This is a genomic window from Rhizobium leguminosarum bv. trifolii WSM2297, assembly GCF_000271845.1.
In genome coordinates this window covers 3,924,241-3,943,405 of record NZ_JH719395.1, presented here as the reverse complement: position 1 = coordinate 3,943,405, position 19,165 = coordinate 3,924,241, and the positions used below count along the sequence as shown (strand labels likewise).

22 protein-coding genes are annotated in these 19,165 nt (G+C 61.5%); 13 read left to right on the top strand and 9 right to left on the bottom strand.

Annotated elements, in window-relative coordinates; all coding sequences use genetic code 11:
• Nucleotides 1–80: 80 nt before the first annotated feature.
• From gshB to RLEG4DRAFT_RS34235, 4 genes are all read right to left on the bottom strand, one after another.
• Nucleotides 81–1,028 carry a glutathione synthase gene (gene gshB, locus RLEG4DRAFT_RS34250; protein ID WP_003583740.1) on the bottom strand — a complete coding sequence of 316 codons (948 nt, stop codon included), beginning with the start codon at nucleotides 1,026–1,028 and terminating at the stop codon, nucleotides 81–83.
• A gap of 105 nt (nucleotides 1,029–1,133) precedes the next feature.
• Nucleotides 1,134–2,156, bottom strand: a complete 1,023-nt coding sequence (locus RLEG4DRAFT_RS34245) for an ABC transporter permease (RefSeq protein ID WP_003583738.1) — start codon at nucleotides 2,154–2,156, stop codon at nucleotides 1,134–1,136.
• On the bottom strand, nucleotides 2,140–3,675 hold the full coding sequence (locus RLEG4DRAFT_RS34240) for a sugar ABC transporter ATP-binding protein (RefSeq protein ID WP_037094508.1): 1,536 nt from the start codon (nucleotides 3,673–3,675) through the stop codon (nucleotides 2,140–2,142). The genes RLEG4DRAFT_RS34245 and RLEG4DRAFT_RS34240 overlap by 17 nt, the downstream gene beginning before the upstream one ends.
• Before the next feature lie 162 nt (nucleotides 3,676–3,837).
• Nucleotides 3,838–4,821, bottom strand: coding sequence for a sugar ABC transporter substrate-binding protein (locus tag RLEG4DRAFT_RS34235; RefSeq protein ID WP_003583735.1), 984 nt, complete (start codon nucleotides 4,819–4,821; stop codon nucleotides 3,838–3,840).
• Between the two features lie 332 nt (nucleotides 4,822–5,153).
• On the opposite strand from RLEG4DRAFT_RS34235, the gene RLEG4DRAFT_RS34230 reads away from it, so the two are divergent.
• Complete coding sequence (locus RLEG4DRAFT_RS34230) at nucleotides 5,154–6,164, top strand: LacI family DNA-binding transcriptional regulator (protein WP_003583734.1); 1,011 nt, start codon at nucleotides 5,154–5,156, stop codon at nucleotides 6,162–6,164.
• A gap of 19 nt (nucleotides 6,165–6,183) precedes the next feature.
• Here the strand turns inward: RLEG4DRAFT_RS34230 and RLEG4DRAFT_RS34225 are convergent, their stop codons facing one another.
• The 4 genes from RLEG4DRAFT_RS34225 to RLEG4DRAFT_RS39545 all read right to left on the bottom strand — a co-directional run bounded on the left by RLEG4DRAFT_RS34225 (nucleotide 6,184) and on the right by RLEG4DRAFT_RS39545 (nucleotide 8,230).
• Nucleotides 6,184–6,687, bottom strand: a complete 504-nt coding sequence (locus tag RLEG4DRAFT_RS34225; RefSeq protein ID WP_037094505.1) for a cupin domain-containing protein — start codon at nucleotides 6,685–6,687, stop codon at nucleotides 6,184–6,186.
• 112 nt (nucleotides 6,688–6,799) lie between these two features.
• Complete coding sequence (locus RLEG4DRAFT_RS34220; RefSeq protein WP_003583728.1) at nucleotides 6,800–7,168, bottom strand: YraN family protein; 369 nt, start codon at nucleotides 7,166–7,168, stop codon at nucleotides 6,800–6,802.
• Nucleotides 7,158–8,075, bottom strand: a complete 918-nt coding sequence (rsmI, locus tag RLEG4DRAFT_RS34215; protein WP_003583726.1) for a 16S rRNA (cytidine(1402)-2'-O)-methyltransferase — start codon at nucleotides 8,073–8,075, stop codon at nucleotides 7,158–7,160. Before rsmI ends, RLEG4DRAFT_RS34220 begins: the two co-directional genes overlap by 11 nt.
• The gene (locus tag RLEG4DRAFT_RS39545) at nucleotides 8,072–8,230 is read right to left on the bottom strand and encodes a methyltransferase (RefSeq protein WP_080589051.1); all 159 of its coding nucleotides are present in this window, start codon (nucleotides 8,228–8,230) and stop codon (nucleotides 8,072–8,074) included. Before RLEG4DRAFT_RS39545 ends, rsmI begins: the two co-directional genes overlap by 4 nt.
• 93 nt (nucleotides 8,231–8,323) lie before the next feature.
• On the opposite strand from RLEG4DRAFT_RS39545, the gene dnaN reads away from it, so the two are divergent.
• The 8 genes from dnaN to RLEG4DRAFT_RS41065 all read left to right on the top strand — a co-directional run bounded on the left by dnaN (nucleotide 8,324) and on the right by RLEG4DRAFT_RS41065 (nucleotide 14,243).
• Nucleotides 8,324–9,442: a DNA polymerase III subunit beta gene (gene dnaN / locus RLEG4DRAFT_RS34210; RefSeq protein ID WP_003583725.1), complete on the top strand. Its 1,119-nt coding sequence runs from the start codon at nucleotides 8,324–8,326 to the stop codon at nucleotides 9,440–9,442.
• A gap of 57 nt (nucleotides 9,443–9,499) precedes the next feature.
• A complete protein-coding gene (locus tag RLEG4DRAFT_RS34205; protein WP_003583723.1) occupies nucleotides 9,500–10,408 on the top strand; it encodes a DUF72 domain-containing protein in 909 nt (302 codons plus the stop codon).
• 95 nt (nucleotides 10,409–10,503) lie between these two features.
• Nucleotides 10,504–11,103, top strand: a complete 600-nt coding sequence (gene pmtA / locus RLEG4DRAFT_RS34200; protein ID WP_003583721.1) for a phospholipid N-methyltransferase PmtA — start codon at nucleotides 10,504–10,506, stop codon at nucleotides 11,101–11,103.
• 1 nt (nucleotide 11,104) lies between these two features.
• On the top strand, nucleotides 11,105–11,686 hold the full coding sequence (locus RLEG4DRAFT_RS34195) for a histidine phosphatase family protein (protein WP_003583719.1): 582 nt from the start codon (nucleotides 11,105–11,107) through the stop codon (nucleotides 11,684–11,686).
• 6 nt (nucleotides 11,687–11,692) lie between these two features.
• Complete coding sequence (gene pyrF, locus RLEG4DRAFT_RS34190; RefSeq protein ID WP_003583717.1) at nucleotides 11,693–12,400, top strand: orotidine-5'-phosphate decarboxylase; 708 nt, start codon at nucleotides 11,693–11,695, stop codon at nucleotides 12,398–12,400.
• A 28-nt stretch (nucleotides 12,401–12,428) separates the two neighbouring features.
• The gene (locus RLEG4DRAFT_RS34185; protein ID WP_003583715.1) at nucleotides 12,429–12,716 is read left to right on the top strand and encodes a DUF1330 domain-containing protein; all 288 of its coding nucleotides are present in this window, start codon (nucleotides 12,429–12,431) and stop codon (nucleotides 12,714–12,716) included.
• Nucleotides 12,717–12,829: 113 nt separating this feature from the next.
• Nucleotides 12,830–13,810 (top strand): complex I NDUFA9 subunit family protein, encoded by a 981-nt coding sequence (locus RLEG4DRAFT_RS34180; protein ID WP_003583713.1) that lies wholly within the window; start codon nucleotides 12,830–12,832, stop codon nucleotides 13,808–13,810.
• 280 nt (nucleotides 13,811–14,090) lie between these two features.
• On the top strand, nucleotides 14,091–14,243 hold the full coding sequence (locus RLEG4DRAFT_RS41065) for a hypothetical protein (protein WP_003570911.1): 153 nt from the start codon (nucleotides 14,091–14,093) through the stop codon (nucleotides 14,241–14,243).
• A 232-nt stretch (nucleotides 14,244–14,475) separates the two neighbouring features.
• Here RLEG4DRAFT_RS41065 and RLEG4DRAFT_RS34175 read toward each other — a convergent pair whose 3' ends face one another.
• Complete coding sequence (locus tag RLEG4DRAFT_RS34175; protein WP_003583708.1) at nucleotides 14,476–15,273, bottom strand: undecaprenyl-diphosphate phosphatase; 798 nt, start codon at nucleotides 15,271–15,273, stop codon at nucleotides 14,476–14,478.
• 259 nt (nucleotides 15,274–15,532) lie between these two features.
• On the opposite strand from RLEG4DRAFT_RS34175, the gene RLEG4DRAFT_RS34170 reads away from it, so the two are divergent.
• The 4 genes from RLEG4DRAFT_RS34170 to RLEG4DRAFT_RS34155 all read left to right on the top strand — a co-directional run bounded on the left by RLEG4DRAFT_RS34170 (nucleotide 15,533) and on the right by RLEG4DRAFT_RS34155 (nucleotide 19,030).
• A complete protein-coding gene (locus RLEG4DRAFT_RS34170) occupies nucleotides 15,533–16,225 on the top strand; it encodes a glutathione S-transferase family protein (protein ID WP_003570914.1) in 693 nt (230 codons plus the stop codon).
• A 12-nt stretch (nucleotides 16,226–16,237) separates the two neighbouring features.
• Nucleotides 16,238–17,389, top strand: coding sequence for a tRNA epoxyqueuosine(34) reductase QueG (gene queG / locus RLEG4DRAFT_RS34165; protein ID WP_003583706.1), 1,152 nt, complete (start codon nucleotides 16,238–16,240; stop codon nucleotides 17,387–17,389).
• Nucleotides 17,389–18,258, top strand: a complete 870-nt coding sequence (locus RLEG4DRAFT_RS34160) for an SDR family oxidoreductase (RefSeq protein WP_003583704.1) — start codon at nucleotides 17,389–17,391, stop codon at nucleotides 18,256–18,258. Before queG ends, RLEG4DRAFT_RS34160 begins: the two co-directional genes overlap by 1 nt.
• Before the next feature lie 409 nt (nucleotides 18,259–18,667).
• Nucleotides 18,668–19,030 carry a septal ring lytic transglycosylase RlpA family protein gene (locus RLEG4DRAFT_RS34155; protein WP_003583703.1) on the top strand — a complete coding sequence of 121 codons (363 nt, stop codon included), beginning with the start codon at nucleotides 18,668–18,670 and terminating at the stop codon, nucleotides 19,028–19,030.
• Nucleotides 19,031–19,165 lie beyond the last annotated feature (135 nt).

Below are 19,165 nucleotides of genomic sequence, written 5' to 3'. Positions count from 1 at the left end.
AGAACAATCAAGGAACGTAGTTGGATGCTCGATGTGACCGAGGTTGTTCACTTGGGAAACGAGCGGGCGTGGCGGCAGGCTCAGCCGCGCTTGCGCTCGATCGCATCCCAAAGCAGGCTGGCAATATCGGCGCCGCCGAACTTTTTGACCTCGCGGATGCCTGTGGGTGAGGTGACGTTGATCTCGGTCATATAATCGCCGATCACATCGATGCCGACCAGCAGGAAGCCGCGTTCCCTCAGTGCCGGGCCGATGCGGGCGCAGATTTCCTGTTCGCGCGGCGTCAGTTCGGTCGCCTCGGCGCGGCCTCCGACATGCATGTTGGAGCGGCTGTCGTGTTCGGCCGGAACGCGGTTGATGGCGCCGGCGAATTCGCCGTCGACCAGGATGATGCGTTTGTCGCCCTTGCGCACGTCAGGCAGATATTGCTGGGCGATGAAGGGCTCGCGGAAAAGCTGGCCGAACATTTCGAGCAGCGAGGATAGGTTGCGGTCGTCGCGGGTCGAATGGAAGACGCCGGCGCCGCCATTACCATAGAGCGGCTTCAGGATGATGTCGCCCATCTCGTCGCGGAACCGGCGGATTTCGGCAGCATCCTTGGTGATCAGCGTTTTCGGCATCAGGTCGGAAAATTCGGTGACGAAGATTTTTTCCGGCGAATTGCGCACCCAGGCCGGATCGTTGACGACGAGCGTTTTCGGATGGATGCGCTCGAGCAGATGCGTCGAGGTGATATAGGCCATGTCGAAGGGCGGATCCTGGCGCAGCAGCACGACATCCATGGTCGACAGATCGACGCGCTCCGGCGCGCCAAGCTCAAAGTGATCGCCCTTGAGGTCGCGCAGCAGCATCGGCTCGACGCTGGCAAAGAGCTTGCCGTCACGGAAGCTCAGGCGCTCGGGCGTGTAATGGAACAGCCGGTAGCCGCGCGCCTGTGCTTCCAGGCTCATGGCGAAGGTGGAATCACCCGCAATGCTGATACCGGCGACATGGTCCATCTGGACCGCTACATTGGTGATCTTGGCCATTTCCGTCCCTCGCTGAATGCCGGACAGATGTAGGTCGGAGAGATATCAAACGCAACGGCCAATCGGGGCTTCCGATCGGCCGTTGTTTAAGCTCGCATCCGATGATCAACGCGTTTCGAGGATGCGCATCAACCGGCCGCGATAGCTGTCGAGAATGACGGCGAGCACGATGACGGCGCCGATGACGATCGGCTTGATATTGTCGTCGGCGCCGAGGAGCTGCAATCCGGTCGACAACACCTGCAGAATGCAGGCACCTACCAGCGTGCCGATGATCGAGCCCTTGCCACCCGAGAGGCTGGTGCCGCCGATGATGACGGCGGCGATGGCATTCAGCTCATAGCCGATGCCGGCCACCGGGCTGCCGACATTGAGGCGGAGCAGATAGACCATGGCGGCAATGCCGGCCGTCAGCCCGGAGATGGTGAAGACGGCGATCTTGTATCGCTTCGGCTGATGTCCGGAGAGCCGGACCGCCTCTTCATTGGTGCCGATCGCGAAGACGAAGCGGCCGAAAACGGTATAGCGCAGCACGAACCAGCCGATCAGGACGACGACGATCGCGATCAGAAAGATCGAGGGAAAGACGCCCCAGAAGATCAGGTTGCCGAAATCGACGAAAGGCTGCGGCAGGCCGGTGATCGTCGAATTGTCACTGACGACGCGGGCGAGGCCGCTGGCGACGTTCAGCATGCCGAGGGTGACGATAAAGGACGGAAGCTTCCACTTCTCGCAGATCCAACCGTTGACGGCGCCAAGGGCTGCACCCGTGCCCATCGAGGCCAGGCAGGCCAGAACAATCGCCTGCCACGGGGTAAATTGCGGATCGATCATGATCGTCGCGCCGATCACCGTGCAAAGGGCAAGCAGCGATCCCACCGAGAGATCGATGCCGCCAATGAGGATGACGAAGGTCATGCCTGCGGCAAGCACGGTGTTGATGGCGATCTGCACGAAGATCTTCAGGAAGTTCTCCGGCGTGGCGAAATAGGGCGCCGTCGCCGAGAAAAACGCCAGGATCAGGATGAGGGCAATGGCAACGCCCGCCTCCTTCATCGAGAGCCGGATCAGCTTGTCCCAGACGCTTACCTCTTTCGCCTCGGTCTGTTTTTCAATGTTGGCGGACACGGCTGTACTCCTTGTAGGCGAGCGAAAGGATCCTGCTTTCGTCAAATTGTTCCCGGGCTATTTCACCTGCTATCTTGCCGTCGGAGAAGACGACGATGCGATGGCAGATCCCCATCAGTTCCGGCAGATCCGAAGAGACGACCAGCACACCTTTGCCTTCGGCCGCAAATTTCCACAGAAGCTCATAGATTTCGGCCTTGGCGCCGACGTCGATACCGCGGGTCGGCTCATCGAAAATCAGCACCTTGGGGCCGCGGAACAGCCATTTGGCAATGACGACCTTCTGCTGATTGCCGCCGGAAAACGTCCTGACGGCCTGGTGGATGGACGGGGTCTTGATCCTGAGCTCACGCACGAGGCGCTGGGCGTGATCATTCTCCGCCTTGCCCATGATCAGGCCGTTGCGGGAGATCTTGTCGAGCGCCGTGATGGTGGCATTTTCAGCGCAGCTCATGTCGAGCATCAGGCCCTGCATCTTGCGGTCTTCGGTTGCCAGGCACAGCCCGGCCGCGACCGCATCCTTGGGCGAATTGATCTCGACCGGCTGACCGTTCAGGCGGATCTCGCCTGATGCCTTGAGGTCGGCGCCGAACAGGGCGCGAACCGCCTCGGTGCGGCCGCTGCCAACGAGGCCGGCAATGCCGACGATTTCGCCCTTGGCCACGGAAAAGGACAGTTCCGGGCTATGGCGCGTCACCTTCAGGCCGGAAACGCCGAGCGCCTCGCCGGATAGCGTGCTGTCGCCTTTGAAGATGCCGTGATCGGCAAGCTTGCGCCCGACCATCAGCTCGACGATCTCAGGGATAACAAGTCCGGAGAGCGGCCGGGTGGTCACGTGTTGGCCGTCGCGCAGCACAGTCACATCGTCACCGACTTCGAAGATCTCCTCCAACCGGTGAGAAATATAGAGCGTGGTGACGCCGCGCTGCTTCAGGCGCTTCAGAATTTCGAAGAGGCGATCGACCTCCTTGGAGGTCAGGGTTGCCGTCGGTTCGTCGAGGACAAGAAGCTTGCTTTCGTAACAAAGCGCCTTGGCGATCTCGACCAGCTGCAGCTGCGCAACGCTGAGGCGGCTTGCCAGTGTCGTCGGCGCCACGTCGAGGCCGACCTCTTCCAGCAGTTCCGCCGCTCTGGCGTTCATCGCCTTGTAGTTCACCAGACCATATCGGCGCGGCAGATGTTCGAAGAGCAGATTTTCGGCCACCGTCAGGTTGGAAAGAGGGTGCAGCTCCTGGTGAATGACCCGGATGCCGGCCCTGAAGGCCTCCAGCGGCGAGGCCGGATGATAAGGCTTGCCGTCAAACAGGATGTGGCCGTCATCGGGCCTGAAGACGCCGCCGAGCAGATTGATCAGGGTCGACTTTCCGGCACCGTTTTCACCCAGGAGAACGTGCCCCTTGCCGCGGCCGATCCGCATGGAGACATCCTTGAGCGCCACGACGCCGGGGAAGCGCTTGCCGATCCCCTCCAGCCTCAGGATGTCGTCTTCTGCTGTCTCTGACACGTCGACCTCATGCATGGTCTTTTCAATTCGAAATGTTACATCGCCCTCTACGCGCCTGAAAAGAGCGCGACGCATCCCCGTGGCTCGAAGCAAGCCTCACCCGGAACGATCGATGCTGGAGCGGTTGGCGCCGGTCGATAGCCGGCGCCATGTTTGCCTTGCGGCCGGCAATCCCGATTATTTCAGATCGGCTGCCGTGACGAGCTTGACATCGGTCTTGACCCAGCCGGTGAATTTTTCGCCGGCAAGTTCCCGCATGCCATAGTCGATACCCATGACCGCCATCTGCGCGCCATACTGCTCGACAGTGGCAAGCATCTTGCCGTCCTTGATCAGCGGCTGAACCGGCGGAATATTGTCGAAGCCGACAACCTTGATCTTGCCGGCCTGGCCGGCCGCATCGAGTGCCTTGACGACGCCGAGGGCCATGGAGTCGTTGGCGGCCATGACACCTTGAACATCCTTATACTTCGTCAGGAAGTTGGTCATGACGGTGTTGGCTTCTTCCGTCTCCCAATGGGCGGTCTTGCTGTCGAGAAGCTCGAGCTTGCCAGTCTTGACCGAGTCCATGAAGCCTTCCTTGCGCTCCTTGGCATTGTCGGCCTCAGGGTTGCCCTCGAGGATGACGACCTTGGCGCCGGGTCCCAGATCCTTGGCAAGCGCATCGCCCGCAAGCTTTGCCCCTTCCTTGTTGTCAGGCCCGAAGAAAGCCAGATCGATACCGGCCTTCTTCTTGGCATCGGCATCAAGCGGCACGTCGATGTTGATCACCTTGACGCCCGCCTTGACGGCCTTTGCCAACGGGGTCGCCATCGCCTTTGAATCGGCAGGTGCTACAACGATGATATCGTATTTCTGGGTGACGAAGTTTTCGACGGCGTCGACCTGCGAGGCGAAATCACGCTCGTCCTTCATGCCGACAGCCTTGAATTCGAACTTGTCCTTGTTTTCAGCCGCATATTTGTCGGCGCCGGCCTTCATCTGCTTGAAGAACTCATTCGACAAGGACTTCATGATCAGACCGACCTTCGGCTTCTCAGCCGCAAAGGCTGATGACACGCTGCAGGACAGCGCAAGCACCAAGGTGCCGGCAAGGCCGAGCTTCAACGCTGCACGGCGCGGCGCACTGATCATGACGGATTTACGCGTAGAATTGGACATTTTTTCCTCCCGTACGGCTCTGGGCTCAGCTCCATCTGAGTTGCCCGCGGCAATGAACCGTTTCCAACGACAAATGGGTAACACGCTCTGAAGAATTGTCAAGCGGCCGAAAGCAAGGCTGAGAGCTGTCTTTACCGCCAAGTTCGATTGATATTGACATATGCGTGATGAACCGTTTCCATGCATACTCTACAAGCTTCGCTCTGCAGCTTCGGCCGTCGAAATCGAGACGCCACCCTTTGACTGGGGAGCCGAAGACCATTAGCTGGAAACCTGGATCGGGCGCCCGCGGGCGTCATGCGCAGGCGAGATGAAGGGCAACTATTTCTGTCATGTCAAAGGTCGGGATCAGAGACGTTGCCAAGCTTGCGGGTGTTTCCACCGGCACCGTTTCCAGGGTTTTGAACGATCATCCCTCGGTGACCAAGGACGTGCGGGCGCGGGTCGGAGAGATCATCAAGGACTTGGGTTATCTGCCCGACCCCTCGGCAAGAAGCATGCGCAGCAAGGTCAGCCGCCTGATCGGCATCGTCATTCCGGATCTGACCAATCCATTCTTCTCCGAACTTGTGCAATCGGCGGAGCAGGCAGCAGCCAATCACGGCTATAATATCATCGTCATGACCTCGCTTGATCATGCGGCCAAGGAAGCCGATCGGATCAAGCAGCTGACGAGCCGGAAGGTCGACGGCATCATTCTGGTTCCCAGCAATGATTTCCATACGCTCAAGCTGCCGAAAGGATTGCCGATCGTCGTTGTCGACCGCCTGATGCCGGGATATTCCGGCATTGCCGCCGATCACCGCTCTGGCGTTCGTCTGGGTGTCGAGCATCTTCTCAAGCTCGGCCATCGCCGCATCGGCTTCATTTCCGGGCCCGGACACTCCGTGCCCGCCAATGACCGCCTCAGAGGTTATCTCGACGCCATGGAGCAGGCGGACGGCGGCACGAAAATGGCCGGAACGCCGCTGATTGCCGAGGCGGCTTTCGACTATGAAAGCGGCCGTTCGGCTGGGAATTATCTTCTGGCCCGGGCGCGCAACGAGCGGCCGACGGCGATCTTTGCCAGCTCGGACCAGCAGGCGATCGGCTGCATGCGGGCGGCGCATGATCTGGGAATTCCGATCCCTGCCGCCCTTTCCATCGTCGGCTTCGACGGTATTCCGCTCGCCAGCATGACGACGCCGCGCCTGACGACGGTGAAGCAGCCGATCCAAGACGTCGCCGCCGCCGCGGTCGCCGTTCTGTTGAACAAGCAGACCGCGCCCGAGCTCGACAATCCGATCCTGTTTGCCTGCGAGGTTTTAGAGGGGGAAACGACCGCTCCGCCCCAGCCGGATTGACGCCTAAGCGGCAGCGCTGTCAGGCAGCGATGCCCTGATTGCCGCTGTTGCGCAGCATATTGCGGAGGCGATAGGCAATCGCCAAGGGCTTGGGGAAAGGCTTGCGCAGGAAGGCGACCTTGCGGACATAGGTGTCGACCCGCCAGCTCGCCCAGGTTCCGCCGGCGAAAAAGGCGACGTCGCCGGCGCAGAGCGTGCGTTCGGTGCCGTCCTCGGCGGTGATATGGACCTCGCCTTCGAGGATCATCACCGTCTCGTCCCAGCCGAAATACCAGCGGAATTCACCGGCCGTGCAATCCCAGATCGCCGTCAGCGAGGCCTCGTCATGACCGCGCGAATGTTCGGCGGTACGGGCTTCAGGATTGCCGCTGACGATCCAGTCCGGATTGATCGGCGTCGATTTCAGCGGCAAGAGATCGCTCGCATGCGCGACGAAGGATTTGCCCGCCGGCTTCACCACGGCATAAGGCACCGAGCGCGCGGCCATGGCGACCGCACTTGCAAGCATCAGCTTCCAGGCCATGAAACAACCCCCAATCTTTATCCCTACCGAGGGGGTAGCAGACAGTCGTAAGAACCTGGTTCACGCCGGGACTAAAATTTTAACGATCGGGAAGGCGACGACTGAAAAGAGATCAGAAAGCGTCCGGAAAGTGGCGCGGCAGCCGGGCCGGCATGACCGCCACGATATCGTAACGCTGGGAAAGCCGGGCTTGATCCGCTTGGCGGGCCAGCCAGAGATCGCTTGCCGCCCGAATGCGCTTCTGCGCCGCGGCGGAGACGGCGTCAACAGCCGCGGCCTCGCCATGGCGGGCCTTGACCTCGACGAAGACGGCGAGATCGCCTTTGCGGGCAATGATGTCGATCTCGCCGAGCCGGGTGCGGTGGCGCAGCGCCAGGATGCGGTAACCCTTCAACATCAGGAAGATGGCGGCGACATATTCCGACATCAGGCCGCGGCGCAGCGCCTTTCTTTTTATAGCAGTGAGATCCCTATCGCCCATCGGCGCCCTTCAGCTCCAGCAGGCGCTGGTAGAGCACCTTGCGCGGCAGGCCGGTGAGGCGGGCCGCCTCGGTCGCGGCCTTGGCCGTCGGCATGGTCTTTGAGAGATCGGCAAGCACGGCCTCGACATCGGCCTCATCAGTTTCCACAGGTTCCGGCGGGCCGACGACAAGAACGATCTCACCCTTGACGTTGTCCACTTGCTCGTAATGCGCGGCAAGCTCACCCAGCGTGCCGCGGCGGAATTCCTCGTAAGTCTTGGTCAGTTCGCGGCAGACGGAGGCCGCCCGCGCGCTGCCCAGCACATCGGCGGCCGCAACAAGCGTGGCGCCGATGCGATGCGGCGATTCAAAGAAGATCAGCGTCGCCGGCGCTGCGGCAAGTTCACCGAGACGATCGCGGCGGGCCTTGTCCTTGACCGGCAGGAAACCGGCGAAAAGAAAGGCATCATTCGGCAGGCCGGAACCGACAAGGGCTGCGAGCGGCGCCGAGGCGCCGGGAATGGGAATGACGCGGTAACCCGCGGCGATTGCCTGCAACGCCAGCCGATAACCGGGATCGGAAACCAGCGGCGTGCCGGCATCGGAGACCAGCGCCACCGAGCGGCCGGCCTCCAGCGCCTGCAGCAATCGCGGCCCGGCCTCGTCGGCATTGTATTCGTGATAGGCGAAGGGGCGATTCTGGATGCCGTAGCGGTCGAGCAGCACACGGGTGACGCGCGTATCCTCGCAGGCGAGCACATCGGCGCCGGCCAGCGTTTCCAGCGCGCGCAGCGTGATATCGCCAAGATTGCCGATCGGGGTGGCAACCAGATAAAGCGCCGGTTCCAGCGGCCGTGCCGGCACCGCCATATTGTGCAGGCGGAAGCTTCGCCGGTTGGCGGCCTGCTCTGTCGTTTCCTCATTCATGCCATTTGCTTTCGTCCCGCCGTCATCGCGCCTTTATGGGCGAGCGGCAAGGGTTCGGCAAGGGTTCGGATTTCTGTGAGAATTGCTCCGGAAAACCGCAAATGCAGGCGTTCAGCCCTGCATGCCTCTTGCAATCCGATGCTGAAGTCTGCCATTTTGCCCGTCCACTCCCCCGGTCTCAGGCCGGGAAAGCATTCTTCGGGTGCTCGATGCGCCCGGACAGTCACGGTCGAAAGCGGTAGCATTCCATGCGTATTACTATTGAGCGGTCAAACCTGTTGAAATCGCTGAACCACGTGCACCGCGTGGTCGAACGTCGCAACACGATCCCGATCCTGTCCAACGTATTGCTGAAGGCGGACGGCCAGAACCTCGATATGAAGGCGACCGACCTCGACCTCGAAATCACCGAGGCGACGCCGGCAAGCGTCGAACAAGCAGGCGCCACCACCGTTCCGGCCCACCTTCTCTACGATATCGTGCGCAAGCTTCCCGACGGCTCGGAAGTGCTGCTGGCCACCAGCAGCGATGGCGGCTCGATGACCGTGCAGTCGGGCCGGTCGAAATTCTCGCTGCAATGCCTGCCGGAATCCGATTTTCCCGATCTGACCGCCGGCACCTTCACGCATTCCTTCAAGCTGAAGGCGACCGATCTGAAAATGCTGATCGACCGCACGCAGTTTGCGATCTCGACCGAGGAGACGCGGTATTATCTGAACGGCATCTTCTTCCACACGATCGAGAGCAAGGGCGAGCTGAAGCTCAGGGCGGTCGCCACCGACGGCCACCGGCTGGCGCGCGCCGATGTCGATGCGCCGTCCGGCTCCGAAGGCATGCCCGGCATCATCATTCCGCGCAAGACGGTCGGCGAGTTGCAGAAGCTGGTCGACAATCCGGAGGTAACGGTGACCGTTGAGGTCTCCGACGCCAAGATCCGGCTGACGATCGGCTCGATCGTCATGACCTCGAAACTGATCGACGGCACCTTCCCGGATTACCAGCGGGTCATCCCGACCGGCAACGACAAGGAAATGCGCGTCGACTGCACGAGCTTCGCCCAGGCCGTCGACCGCGTCTCCACCATATCCTCCGAACGCGGCCGCGCCGTGAAGCTGGCGCTGTCGGACGGTCAGCTGATGCTGACGGTCAACAATCCGGATTCCGGCAGCGCCACGGAAGAAGTCGCCGTCGGCTACGACACGGATGCGATGGAAATCGGCTTCAATGCCAAATATCTGCTCGACATCACCGCGCAGCTTTCCGGCGAGGAAGCGATCTTCCTGCTTGCCGATGCCGGCTCGCCGACGCTGATCCGCGACACGGCGGGCGACGACGCGCTTTACGTGCTGATGCCGATGCGCGTCTGACCGGAACGAAGCCCGCCTGCCTCCGTTTTCATTCTGTGAAAAGCGGAGGATCCCCCGATGAAGAAAACGGGAACGGTGCGCATCGGCATATCCGGCTGGACCTATGCGCCCTGGCGCGGCCAGTTCTATCCGGAAGACCTGCCGCAGAAACAGGAGCTTTCCTACGCCGCCCGGCACTTCCCATCGATCGAGATCAACGGCACGTTCTACAGTCTGCAGCGATCCGAAAGCTTCGGCCGCTGGCGCGACGAAACGCCCGATGATTTCGTCTTTGCGGTCAAGGGCCCGCGCTTCATCACCCATATGCTGCGACTGCGCCAGATCGAGACGGCGCTCGCCAATTTTCTCGCCTCCGGCCTGCTGCGGCTTGGCCCCAAGCTTGGGCCGATCCTCTGGCAATTCCCGCCGAATATGGCCTTCGATCCCGATCTTTTCGAGAATTTCCTGGCGCTGCTGCCGCGGGACCGCGATGCGGCGACAGCACTCGCCAAGCGGCATGACGGGCATGTGAAGGGACGGGCCTGGCTTCAGAGCGACGGCGATCAGCCGATCCGCCACGCGCTCGAAATCCGCCACGACAGCTTTCGCTCTCCCGCCTTCATCGAGTTGCTCCGGCGGCATAATGTCGCTCTCGTCTGCGCCGACACAGTCGAATGGCCATTGCTGATGGATATCACCGCCGATTTCATCTATTGCCGCCTGCATGGTTCCGAACAACTCTATGTCAGCGGCTATGAGGACGAGGCACTCGACCTCTGGGCCGAGCGCATCCGCGCCTGGGCAACCGGCGGGGAACCGAAGAATGCGACGCGGGTGCTGGCGCCGCTCGCCGCGGCCAACAAGGGCCGCGACGTCTATCTCTACTTCGACAATAGCGACAAGAAGCTGCGCGCCCCGGTCGACGCCGATCACCTCAGCCGAAGGCTTGCCGATCTCATGCCGCGTTCCGCGCCGAGAGCCGCATGAGTTGTTGACGCCGATATCCTTGTTGCGAAAATCCTTGTCCCGAGAGCGACAAGCAGCATATTAAGACAGACGATCAACATGCGGATGGGTGGAGAATGCGCTTAAGGGTCAAGGTCAAGGAACACTTCGGGAAGCGATTCGATGAGGAAATCCGTTTCTTCCGGGGCATGATGCAGGGGCCGAAGACGGTGGGTTCGATCGTGCCGACCTCCTCGATTACCGCCAAGCGCATGGCAAGCGTCATCGATATGCATTCGGGGCTGCCGGTGCTCGAGCTCGGGCCGGGCACCGGTGCGATCACCAAGGCGATCCTCGGCCGCGGCGTGAAGCCGGACAATCTGGTCGCGATCGAATATTCGACGGATTTCCACCAGCATCTGCAGCGGGCCTATCCCGGCGTGCACTTCATCAACGGCGATGCCTTCGATCTCCAGGCCACGCTGGGTGAATTCGGCGACCGGACCTTCGATTGCGTCATCTCCTGCATTCCGCTCCTGAACTTCCCGATGGCGATGCGCGTCTCGCTGCTCGAAAGCCTGCTCGACCGTCTGCCGCCCGGCCGGCCGGTGGTGCAGATCTCCTACGGCGCGATCTCGCCGATCGCCGCCAATCCCGACCGCTACCATATTCAGCATTTCGACTTCGTCATGCGCAACATTCCGCCGGCGCAGCTCTGGATCTACAGGCGCGGCTGAAATGTTCGGGCTCTACATCACCCATCCGCAAGTCAAGATCGATGCCAACGTGCCGGTGCCGAAATGGGGGCTTTCCGATGTCGGCGCAGCGCGGGCGCGCAAGGCGGCCGAGAGCGGCTGGGCCAGGGAGTTGCGGCGCATCGTCTCCAGCGACGAGACGAAGGCGATCGAGACGGCAGAAATTCTGGCGGCAGCGTCCGGCGTGACGATCGAGATCGTCCACGGCATGCACGAGAACGACCGTTCGGCCACCGGCTTCCTGCCGCCGCCGCAATTCGAAGAAGCGGCCAACTGGTTCTTCGCCCATCCGGAAGAGAGCTTCAAAGGCTGGGAGCGCGCCGTCGACGCGCAGGCCCGCATCGTCGAAGCGGTGAAGACCGTTCTTGCCACACATGATGCGACAGCCCCGATCGCCTTCGTCGGCCATGGCGGCGTCGGCACGCTGCTCAAATGCCATCTGGCCGGCAGGCCGATCGGCCGCGACCGCGACCAGCCGCCGGGCGGCGGCAATCTCTATGCTTTCGGCCTTGCGGATCTGGCCCTGACATGCGACTGGACACCCATCGAAGACTGGCGGGGGTGACTTGAAATGGACGCACGCGAGCGGCTGATCGTCGGCCTGGATGTTCCAACGATCGGCGAGGCGGAAAAACTGGTTTCCACGCTCGGCGACGACATCCTCTTCTACAAGATCGGCTATCAGCTGGTCTTTGCCGGCGGCCTCGAATTCGCCCGCGATCTTGCCGCCAGCGGCAAGAAGATCTTTCTCGACATGAAGCTGCTCGACATCGACAACACGGTTGCCTCGGGCGTCGAGAACATCGCCAAGATGGGTATGTCGATGCTGACGTTGCACGCCTATCCGAAGGCGATGAAGGCGGCGGTCGAAGCGGCGGCCGGCTCCGGTCTCTGCCTGCTCGGCGTCACCGTGCTCACCTCGATGGATGCCGAAGACCTTGCCGACGCCGGCTACAGCCAGGATCCGCACAGCCTGGTGCTGCGCCGGGCCGGACAGGCGCGCGCGGCCGGCATGGGCGGCATCGTCTGCTCGGCGGCGGAGGCGGCCGAGGTGCGAGAGATCGTCGGGCCCGACATGGCGATCGTCACCCCCGGCATTCGCCCGACGGGCAGCGACCACGGCGACCAGAAACGGGTGATGACACCTTTCGACGCGCTGAAGGCGGGGGCCACCCATCTCGTTGTTGCCCGGCCGATCGTCAAGGCCCCCGATCCCCGGCATGCCGCCCGCGCGGTGCTGAACGAAATGGTCGGCGCGCTCTGGCCGGCAAACCGCTGACAGAAACCAACGCAAAAGGGAGAAGATCATGGCCAAGGGATATTGGATCGCCCGCGTCGACGTTCGCGATGCCGAGCGCTACAAGGATTACGTGGCGGCGGCGAAGCCCGCCTTTGAAAAATACGGCGCGAATTTCCTGGCACGCGGCGGCGCCATGACCGAACTCGAGGGCAAGGCGCGCGCCCGCAACGTGGTGATCGAATTCCCCTCGATGCAGCATGCCGTCGACTGTTATAATTCGCCGGAATACCAGATCGCCGCGAAAATCCGCCAGGAAGCGGCGGATGCGGAAATGGTCGTCGTCGAGGGCGTCTGAAGCGACCTGGCATCGCCAAAAACTGACGGTGCGATAGGCCTTCCCGTCGCGCCGGGATTGGGCTAAGACGGGTGCCGTTACAGCATCCCGCCAAGCCTTTCGAGGAGCCTGCCATGACCCTTGCCAACCTGCCGCCGCTCGTCACCGTGTTCGGAGGGTCCGGCTTCGTGGGCAGGCACGTGGTCCGGGCGCTGGCCAAGCGCGGTTATCGCATCCGCGTCGGCGTGCGCCGTCCCGATCTCGCCGGCTTCCTGCAGCCGCTCGGCAATGTCGGCCAGATCTCTTTCGTCCAGGCGAACCTGCGTTATCGCAACTCGATCGACCGCGCCGTCGATGGCGCGGACCACGTTGTCAACTGCGTCGGCATTCTGCACGAGACCGGCCGCAACACCTTCGACGCGGTGCAGGAATTCGGCGGCCGCGCGGTCGCCGAAGCGGCGCGCGGCGCAGGCGCCAGCCTCGCCCATATTTCGGCGATCGGCGCCAATGCCAATTCCGACTCCGGCTATGGCCGCACCAAGGGCCGTGCCGAAACCGCCATCCTCTCCGTCAAGCCCGACGCGGTGATCTTCCGCCCGTCGATCGTGTTCGGCCCGGAGGATAGCTTCTTCAACAAGTTTGCCGACATGGCCCGCATGTCGCCGGTCCTGCCTTTGATCGGCGGCGGCAAGACGAAATTCCAGCCCGTCTATGTCGAGGATGTCGCCGAGGCCGTCGCCCGCGCCGTCGACGGCAAGGTCGCCGGCGGCAAGATCTATGAGCTTGGCGGGCCCGAGGTGCTAAGCTTCCGCGAATGTCTCGAGATGATGCTGAAGGTGACGAGCCGCAAGAACCCGCTGGTCTCCCTGCCCTTCGGCATTGCGTCGATGATCGGCAGCATCGCCTCGATGATCCCGTTCATCACGGCGCCGATCACCCCGGATCAGGTGCGCATGCTGAAGCATGACAACGTCGTCTCTGCAGAAGCCGAGGCGGAAGGCCGCACGCTGAAGGGCCTCGGTATCGCGCCCACCATGCCGGCATCGGTGCTCGGCTCCTACCTCGTGCACTATCGCCCGCACGGCCAGTACACGGGCACCGGCAAGGCCGCTTAACAATTTCAGACCGTCTGGAGGACGCCGTTCGCGCATGCCGCGGACGGCGTTTTCCTTTGTCGCCTCAAGCAAAGCCGGCGCAAGTTTGAAATGTTGTTGTGCCGCTCACATGAAGTGCAGTTGCATAAAAGACGCAGCGGAAAATTTGTGGAATTAACGCCAAATTTAGCAGGAACATTTATTGCTATTTGCCATTCCACTGACTACCAAACCCGCGCGTCTTCCAACGGACTCAACGCTTGGGATCGCATGCGGCAATCACTGTGAAAGGCAATTCTCAATGGGCAAGTCAATCGCGCTCCTGTTTGCGTGTGCGGCGCTGGTTATCCTTGCAGGCTCCTTCGTTGCGTCCGGTTCGGTCGCGGCGGTGAAGGGCGGATGCTCGCCGGCTTACGGCGTCGATCCTTGCTCGACGGCTTCGATCAGCCATTGACGAAAGGCCGGCTTCAGTGCTGGCCTTAGAAAGACAAGCGGCGGGCGGAGCGGCTGAAACAGGACGTTCCCAAATGAACGCTTGGTCTTGCCGGCTTTAAACAGCGGGCGCTTCATCTCTCAATATTACCTATCTGAAAAATCGGCGCTGCCGGGAGGGTGCTTTGTTCGCCAAACCCGGCAGAGCATTTGCATCCGCGCGAGCTGCGCGAATGCAATGCCGTGGGAATGTCTCAGCCGATCAAGCCGGTTGCGGCCATGCCGAGCAGCAAGACGCCGAGAATGATGCGGTAGATGGCAAACAGCGTAAACCGGTTGCTTCTGATATAGGCCAGCAGCCATTTGACGGCGATGAAGGCGACGATCGTGGAGACGACGAAGGCGATGCCGAGCGCGGTCCAATCTTCGTTTGCCGCGCCGCCATCCTTGAAGGTCTTCAGCAATTCATAGCCGCTCGCCGCATACATTGTCGGGATGCCGACGAGAAAGGCGAATTCCGTCGCGGCAGCCCGGTTGCCGGTGCCGGCCAGCATGGCGACGAAGATCGTGGCGCCGGAGCGCGAGGTTCCCGGGAAGATGCCGGCAACGATCTGGGCGATGCCGACCAGAATGGCGACCAGCCAGGTGATCTCCTTATGGGGGGCTTTGCGCGCCGCGGCCCATTCGGCAAAGATCATCCAGATACCGCCGATGATCAGCGCCCAGGCGATCGGCGTCGCCGTCTCCGGCAGCTCAAAGCCGAGCTTCTTGACGACGAGCCCGAGGATGGCGGTGATGAGAAAGGCAACGATCAGCTTGGCGGCATAATCGCGATTCGCCGGCTCCCGCCAACCAAGCACCAGATCCAGCAGGCGGCGCCAATAGATGATGGTGACGGCGAGGATGGCGCCGGCCTGGATGACGATGTTGAACATGTCCGACCGGTGGCCGAGCCATTGCTCCGCAATGATCAGATGGCCGGTGCTCGAGATCGGCAGAAATTCGGTGATCCCCTCGATGACACCGAGAAGTACAGCATTGATATAGTCCATAAATTGTCTCCGGTTTAAAGGTCGGTCGGACCAAGCATTTTCCTGCTGGAAATGCTCCGGGCCGCGCTCGAGCCGATCGGCCGCGGCCGCATCCTTGTACGCAAGAAGCGTGTTTTGTCCTCGTCAGAGGGTGTGAAATCCGATTCGCTTGTATTGGCGGGGCCAAGCTCCTATAGCTTCAACCAATGAGTCATGACTAGGGCGCTATAACTGAGCTGCCACACGGTCCTGTAACAGCAATCACAAAGCTCGAGTCTCAATGCCCACGCTTTATCATCATCCCATGTCATCCGCATCTCGCTTCGTCCGGCTGATCCTGGCCGAATACGGCTATCAGGCGGATCTCATCGAGGAGCAGACATGGGAGAAGCGCCGGGATTTCCTGGCGCTCAACCCGGCCGGCACGCTGCCGGTCTATGTCGACGACAGCATGCGGGCGCTCTGCGGCGCCACCGTCATTTCCGAATATCTGGATGAGACGCACGGCGTGTTGAAGCGCGACCGGCGGCTGCTCGCCGAAGACCCTTTCCAGCGGGCGGAAATCCGTCGACTGAGCGAATGGTTCATGCAGAAGATGGAAAACGACGTCACCAAGCCGCTCGCTCGCGAGCGTGTCTACAAGTTGCAGATGACCGCCGATCAGGGCGGCGGAGCGCCGGATTCGAAGATTTTGCGCACGGCCCGCGCGAATATCCGCCAGCATATGCGCTATCTCACCTGGCTTGCCGGGTCGCGGCAATGGCTGGCGGGCGAGCGGATGAGCTATGCCGACCTTGCCGCCGCGGCCTCGATCTCGATCCTCGATTATCTCGGCGAAATCGAGTGGGCGGATGCGCCCGTCGTCAAGGACTGGTACCAGCGGCTGAAATCGCGTCCCTCCTTCCGGCCGATGCTGACCGAGCGGGTGCGCGGCCTGACACCGGTTTCCCATTATGCCGATCTGGATTTCTGACGAGGGCTCTTCATGCCCGAAGCTGATGACAAAGACCGCCGCCGCCGCGACAATTTGACCGAGTTCGTGCGGGCGGAATCTGCCGCCAAGGGCTTCGATCTCTGCCGCATCACCCGTCCGGATACGATCCCGGAGGCGAAGGCGCGTCTCGGCGAGTTCATCGATGCCGGGCGCCACGGGACGATGGAGTGGATGGCGGAGACGCGCGACCGGCGCGGCGATCCGCGCGCACTCTGGAGCGAGGTGAAATCCGTTGTCGTCTTCGGTCTCAACTACGCCCCGGATGAGGATCCGCGCGGCATTCTCGACAAGCCGGACAAGGCGGCCATCTCCGTCTATGCCCGCAATCGCGATTATCACGACGTCATCAAGGGCCGGCTAAAGGAAATCGCCACGCGTTTTGCGGCGCGGGCCGGCGCCGATGTGAAGGTGTTCGTCGATACCGCGCCTGTCATGGAAAAGCCCTTAGCGGCGGCAGCCGGCCTCGGCTGGCAAGGCAAACACACCAACCTCGTCAGCCGCACCCATGGTTCCTGGCTGTTTCTCGGCACGATGTTCACCACCGCCGATCTTGCCATCGACGCTGAGGAGACCGATCACTGCGGCTCCTGCCGCGCCTGCCTCGACGTCTGCCCGACGGCCGCCTTCCCGGCGCCCTACCAGATCGATGCGCGGCGTTGCATCTCCTATCTCACCATCGAACATAAGGGGCCGATCGAGCCCGAGTTGCGGCCACTGATCGGCAATCGCATCTATGGCTGCGACGACTGTCTTGCCGCCTGTCCCTGGAACAAATTCGCGAGTGCGGCCTCCGAGATGAAATTGCAGGCGCGGGAAGAGCTGAAGGAGCCGTCGATCGCCTTTCTGCTGACGCTCGACGATGGCGCCTTCCGTGCCTTTTTCAGCGGCTCGCCGGTAAAGCGGATCGGCCGCGACCGCTTCGTCCGCAATGTGCTGATCGCGGCCGGCAATTCCGGCGAGACGGCGCTCATCCCCCAATGTCGCATTCTCGCCGGCGATGCCTCGCCGGTGTTGCGGGGGATGGCGGTGTGGGCGCTTTCGCGGCTGATGGCGGCTGGCGAATTCTCCGCCTTTGCCGCACAAAGGGCTGATGAGAGCGATGACGACGTCCTGAACGAATGGCGGTTGGCGGGAGTGGGCTGATGCATGTGATGATTTTTGGCTGCGGTTTTTCCGGCACGGCGATCGCCAAGGCCTTCGCTGGCGACGGCGTGCGCATTTCCGGCACGACGCGCTCGGCCGACAAGATGGAAGCGCTCCTGCAAAACGGTATCGAAGCTTTCCTTTTCGACGGCGAGACCTTGGGCGACGACTTGCGCCGGGCTTTGGGGAGCGTCACCCACCTCGTTCAGTCGATCGCGCCTGGAAAAGGCGATCCGCTGCTGCGGCTGCTGGACGAAGACCGCGCAAGCCTGCCGTCCAGCCTCGAATGGATCGGTTATCTCTCGACCGTCGGCGTCTATGGCGATCATAAGGGCGCATGGATCGACGAGGAAACACCTTGCGTGCCGGTGTCGGGGCGCTCAAAGGAGCGGCTCGAAGCGGAAGCGGGCTGGCTGGCCATCGGCCGAGAGCGCGGCGTGCCGGCGGCGGTGCTTCGCCTTTCCGGTATCTATGGGCCGGGGCGCAACGCCTTCTGCAATCTGGAAAAGGGCACGGCGCGGCGCTTGATCAAGAAGGACCAGGTGTTCAACCGCATCCGCGTCGAGGATATCGGTGCGGCGACGCGCTTCCTGTCGGAGCGCGGCCTCGGCGGCATCTATAATGTCACCGACAACAGGCCCGGCCCGCCGCAGGATGTGATCGTCGAGGCGGCGCGGCTGATGGGGGTCGAACCGCCGCCGGAGCAGGCCTTCGAAACCGCCGAGCTGACGCCGATGGCGCGCTCCTTCTACGGCGAGAACAAACGCGTTTCGAATGCGAAGCTCAGGGCTGTCGGCTTCGAATTCTCCTTCCCTGACTATCCGATGTCGCTTGCGCAATTGTGGCAAGACGGACGGTGGCGCGGTTAGACCAGGGCCAGCGTTTGTGACCTCAGTCATCACCCAAAATGAGTAGGAAATTCCTACTTTCGACATTTGGCAGAACAATTCTCGCCGCATATTGTGGTTAACGGCCTTTAAATTTGCGCAAATGTGGCAGCAAATATGGCGAAAGCAGAAAAAATATTTCGTGATTTTTGTGAAGGCCCGCGAGTTTAAAATCATACCGGAAAAATCATTTGAATTTTAGCTGATTTCATTGCGTTTTTTCCACATTCTAGCACATGCGGCCAATTCTCATATTTAATCAATGACATCACAAATATTACATACTGTAATATTCCGTGATCTTATGCGGCACTTTTTCGCCACTTTTTAACAGATTTAAGCCCCGCCGCCTGCAAGGGCGTTGAGTTCAATAGTTGAGGGATACTCTGTTTTGAAGAAAATACGTCGTTCTATTATCGCTGCCGCAACTATTGCAGCCTGCTCTTGCCTGCTTCCGGCAGAGAGTTTTGCTGGAAATGGCTGTGGCGGTGCTTCATGGTACGCACTTCACTCCAAAACTGCTTCCGGGGAACGTATGAACCCTGCCGTCTTGACTGCCGCACATCGTTCGCTCGCATTCGGCACCAAGGTGAAGGTCACCAACCGCAACAATGGCCGCACCGTCGTCGTCCGCATCAACGATCGCGGTCCGTTCATCCGCGGCCGGGTGCTCGATCTGTCGCGCGCCGCCGCGCAGAACATCGGCATGGTGAGCTCCGGCACGGCGAAGGTCTGCTACCAGGTGATCAGCTAAGCCCAGGGCTTACGACCAGCTGCGCCGTCAGCGGCGCTTGCTCTTGCCGTCAATCGCGGGTACCACGCGGTTGAGACTTGTGACAATCCGCCCCGCGACGCTCGCGGCTGACGGGATCGATCGCAAGCCATGGCA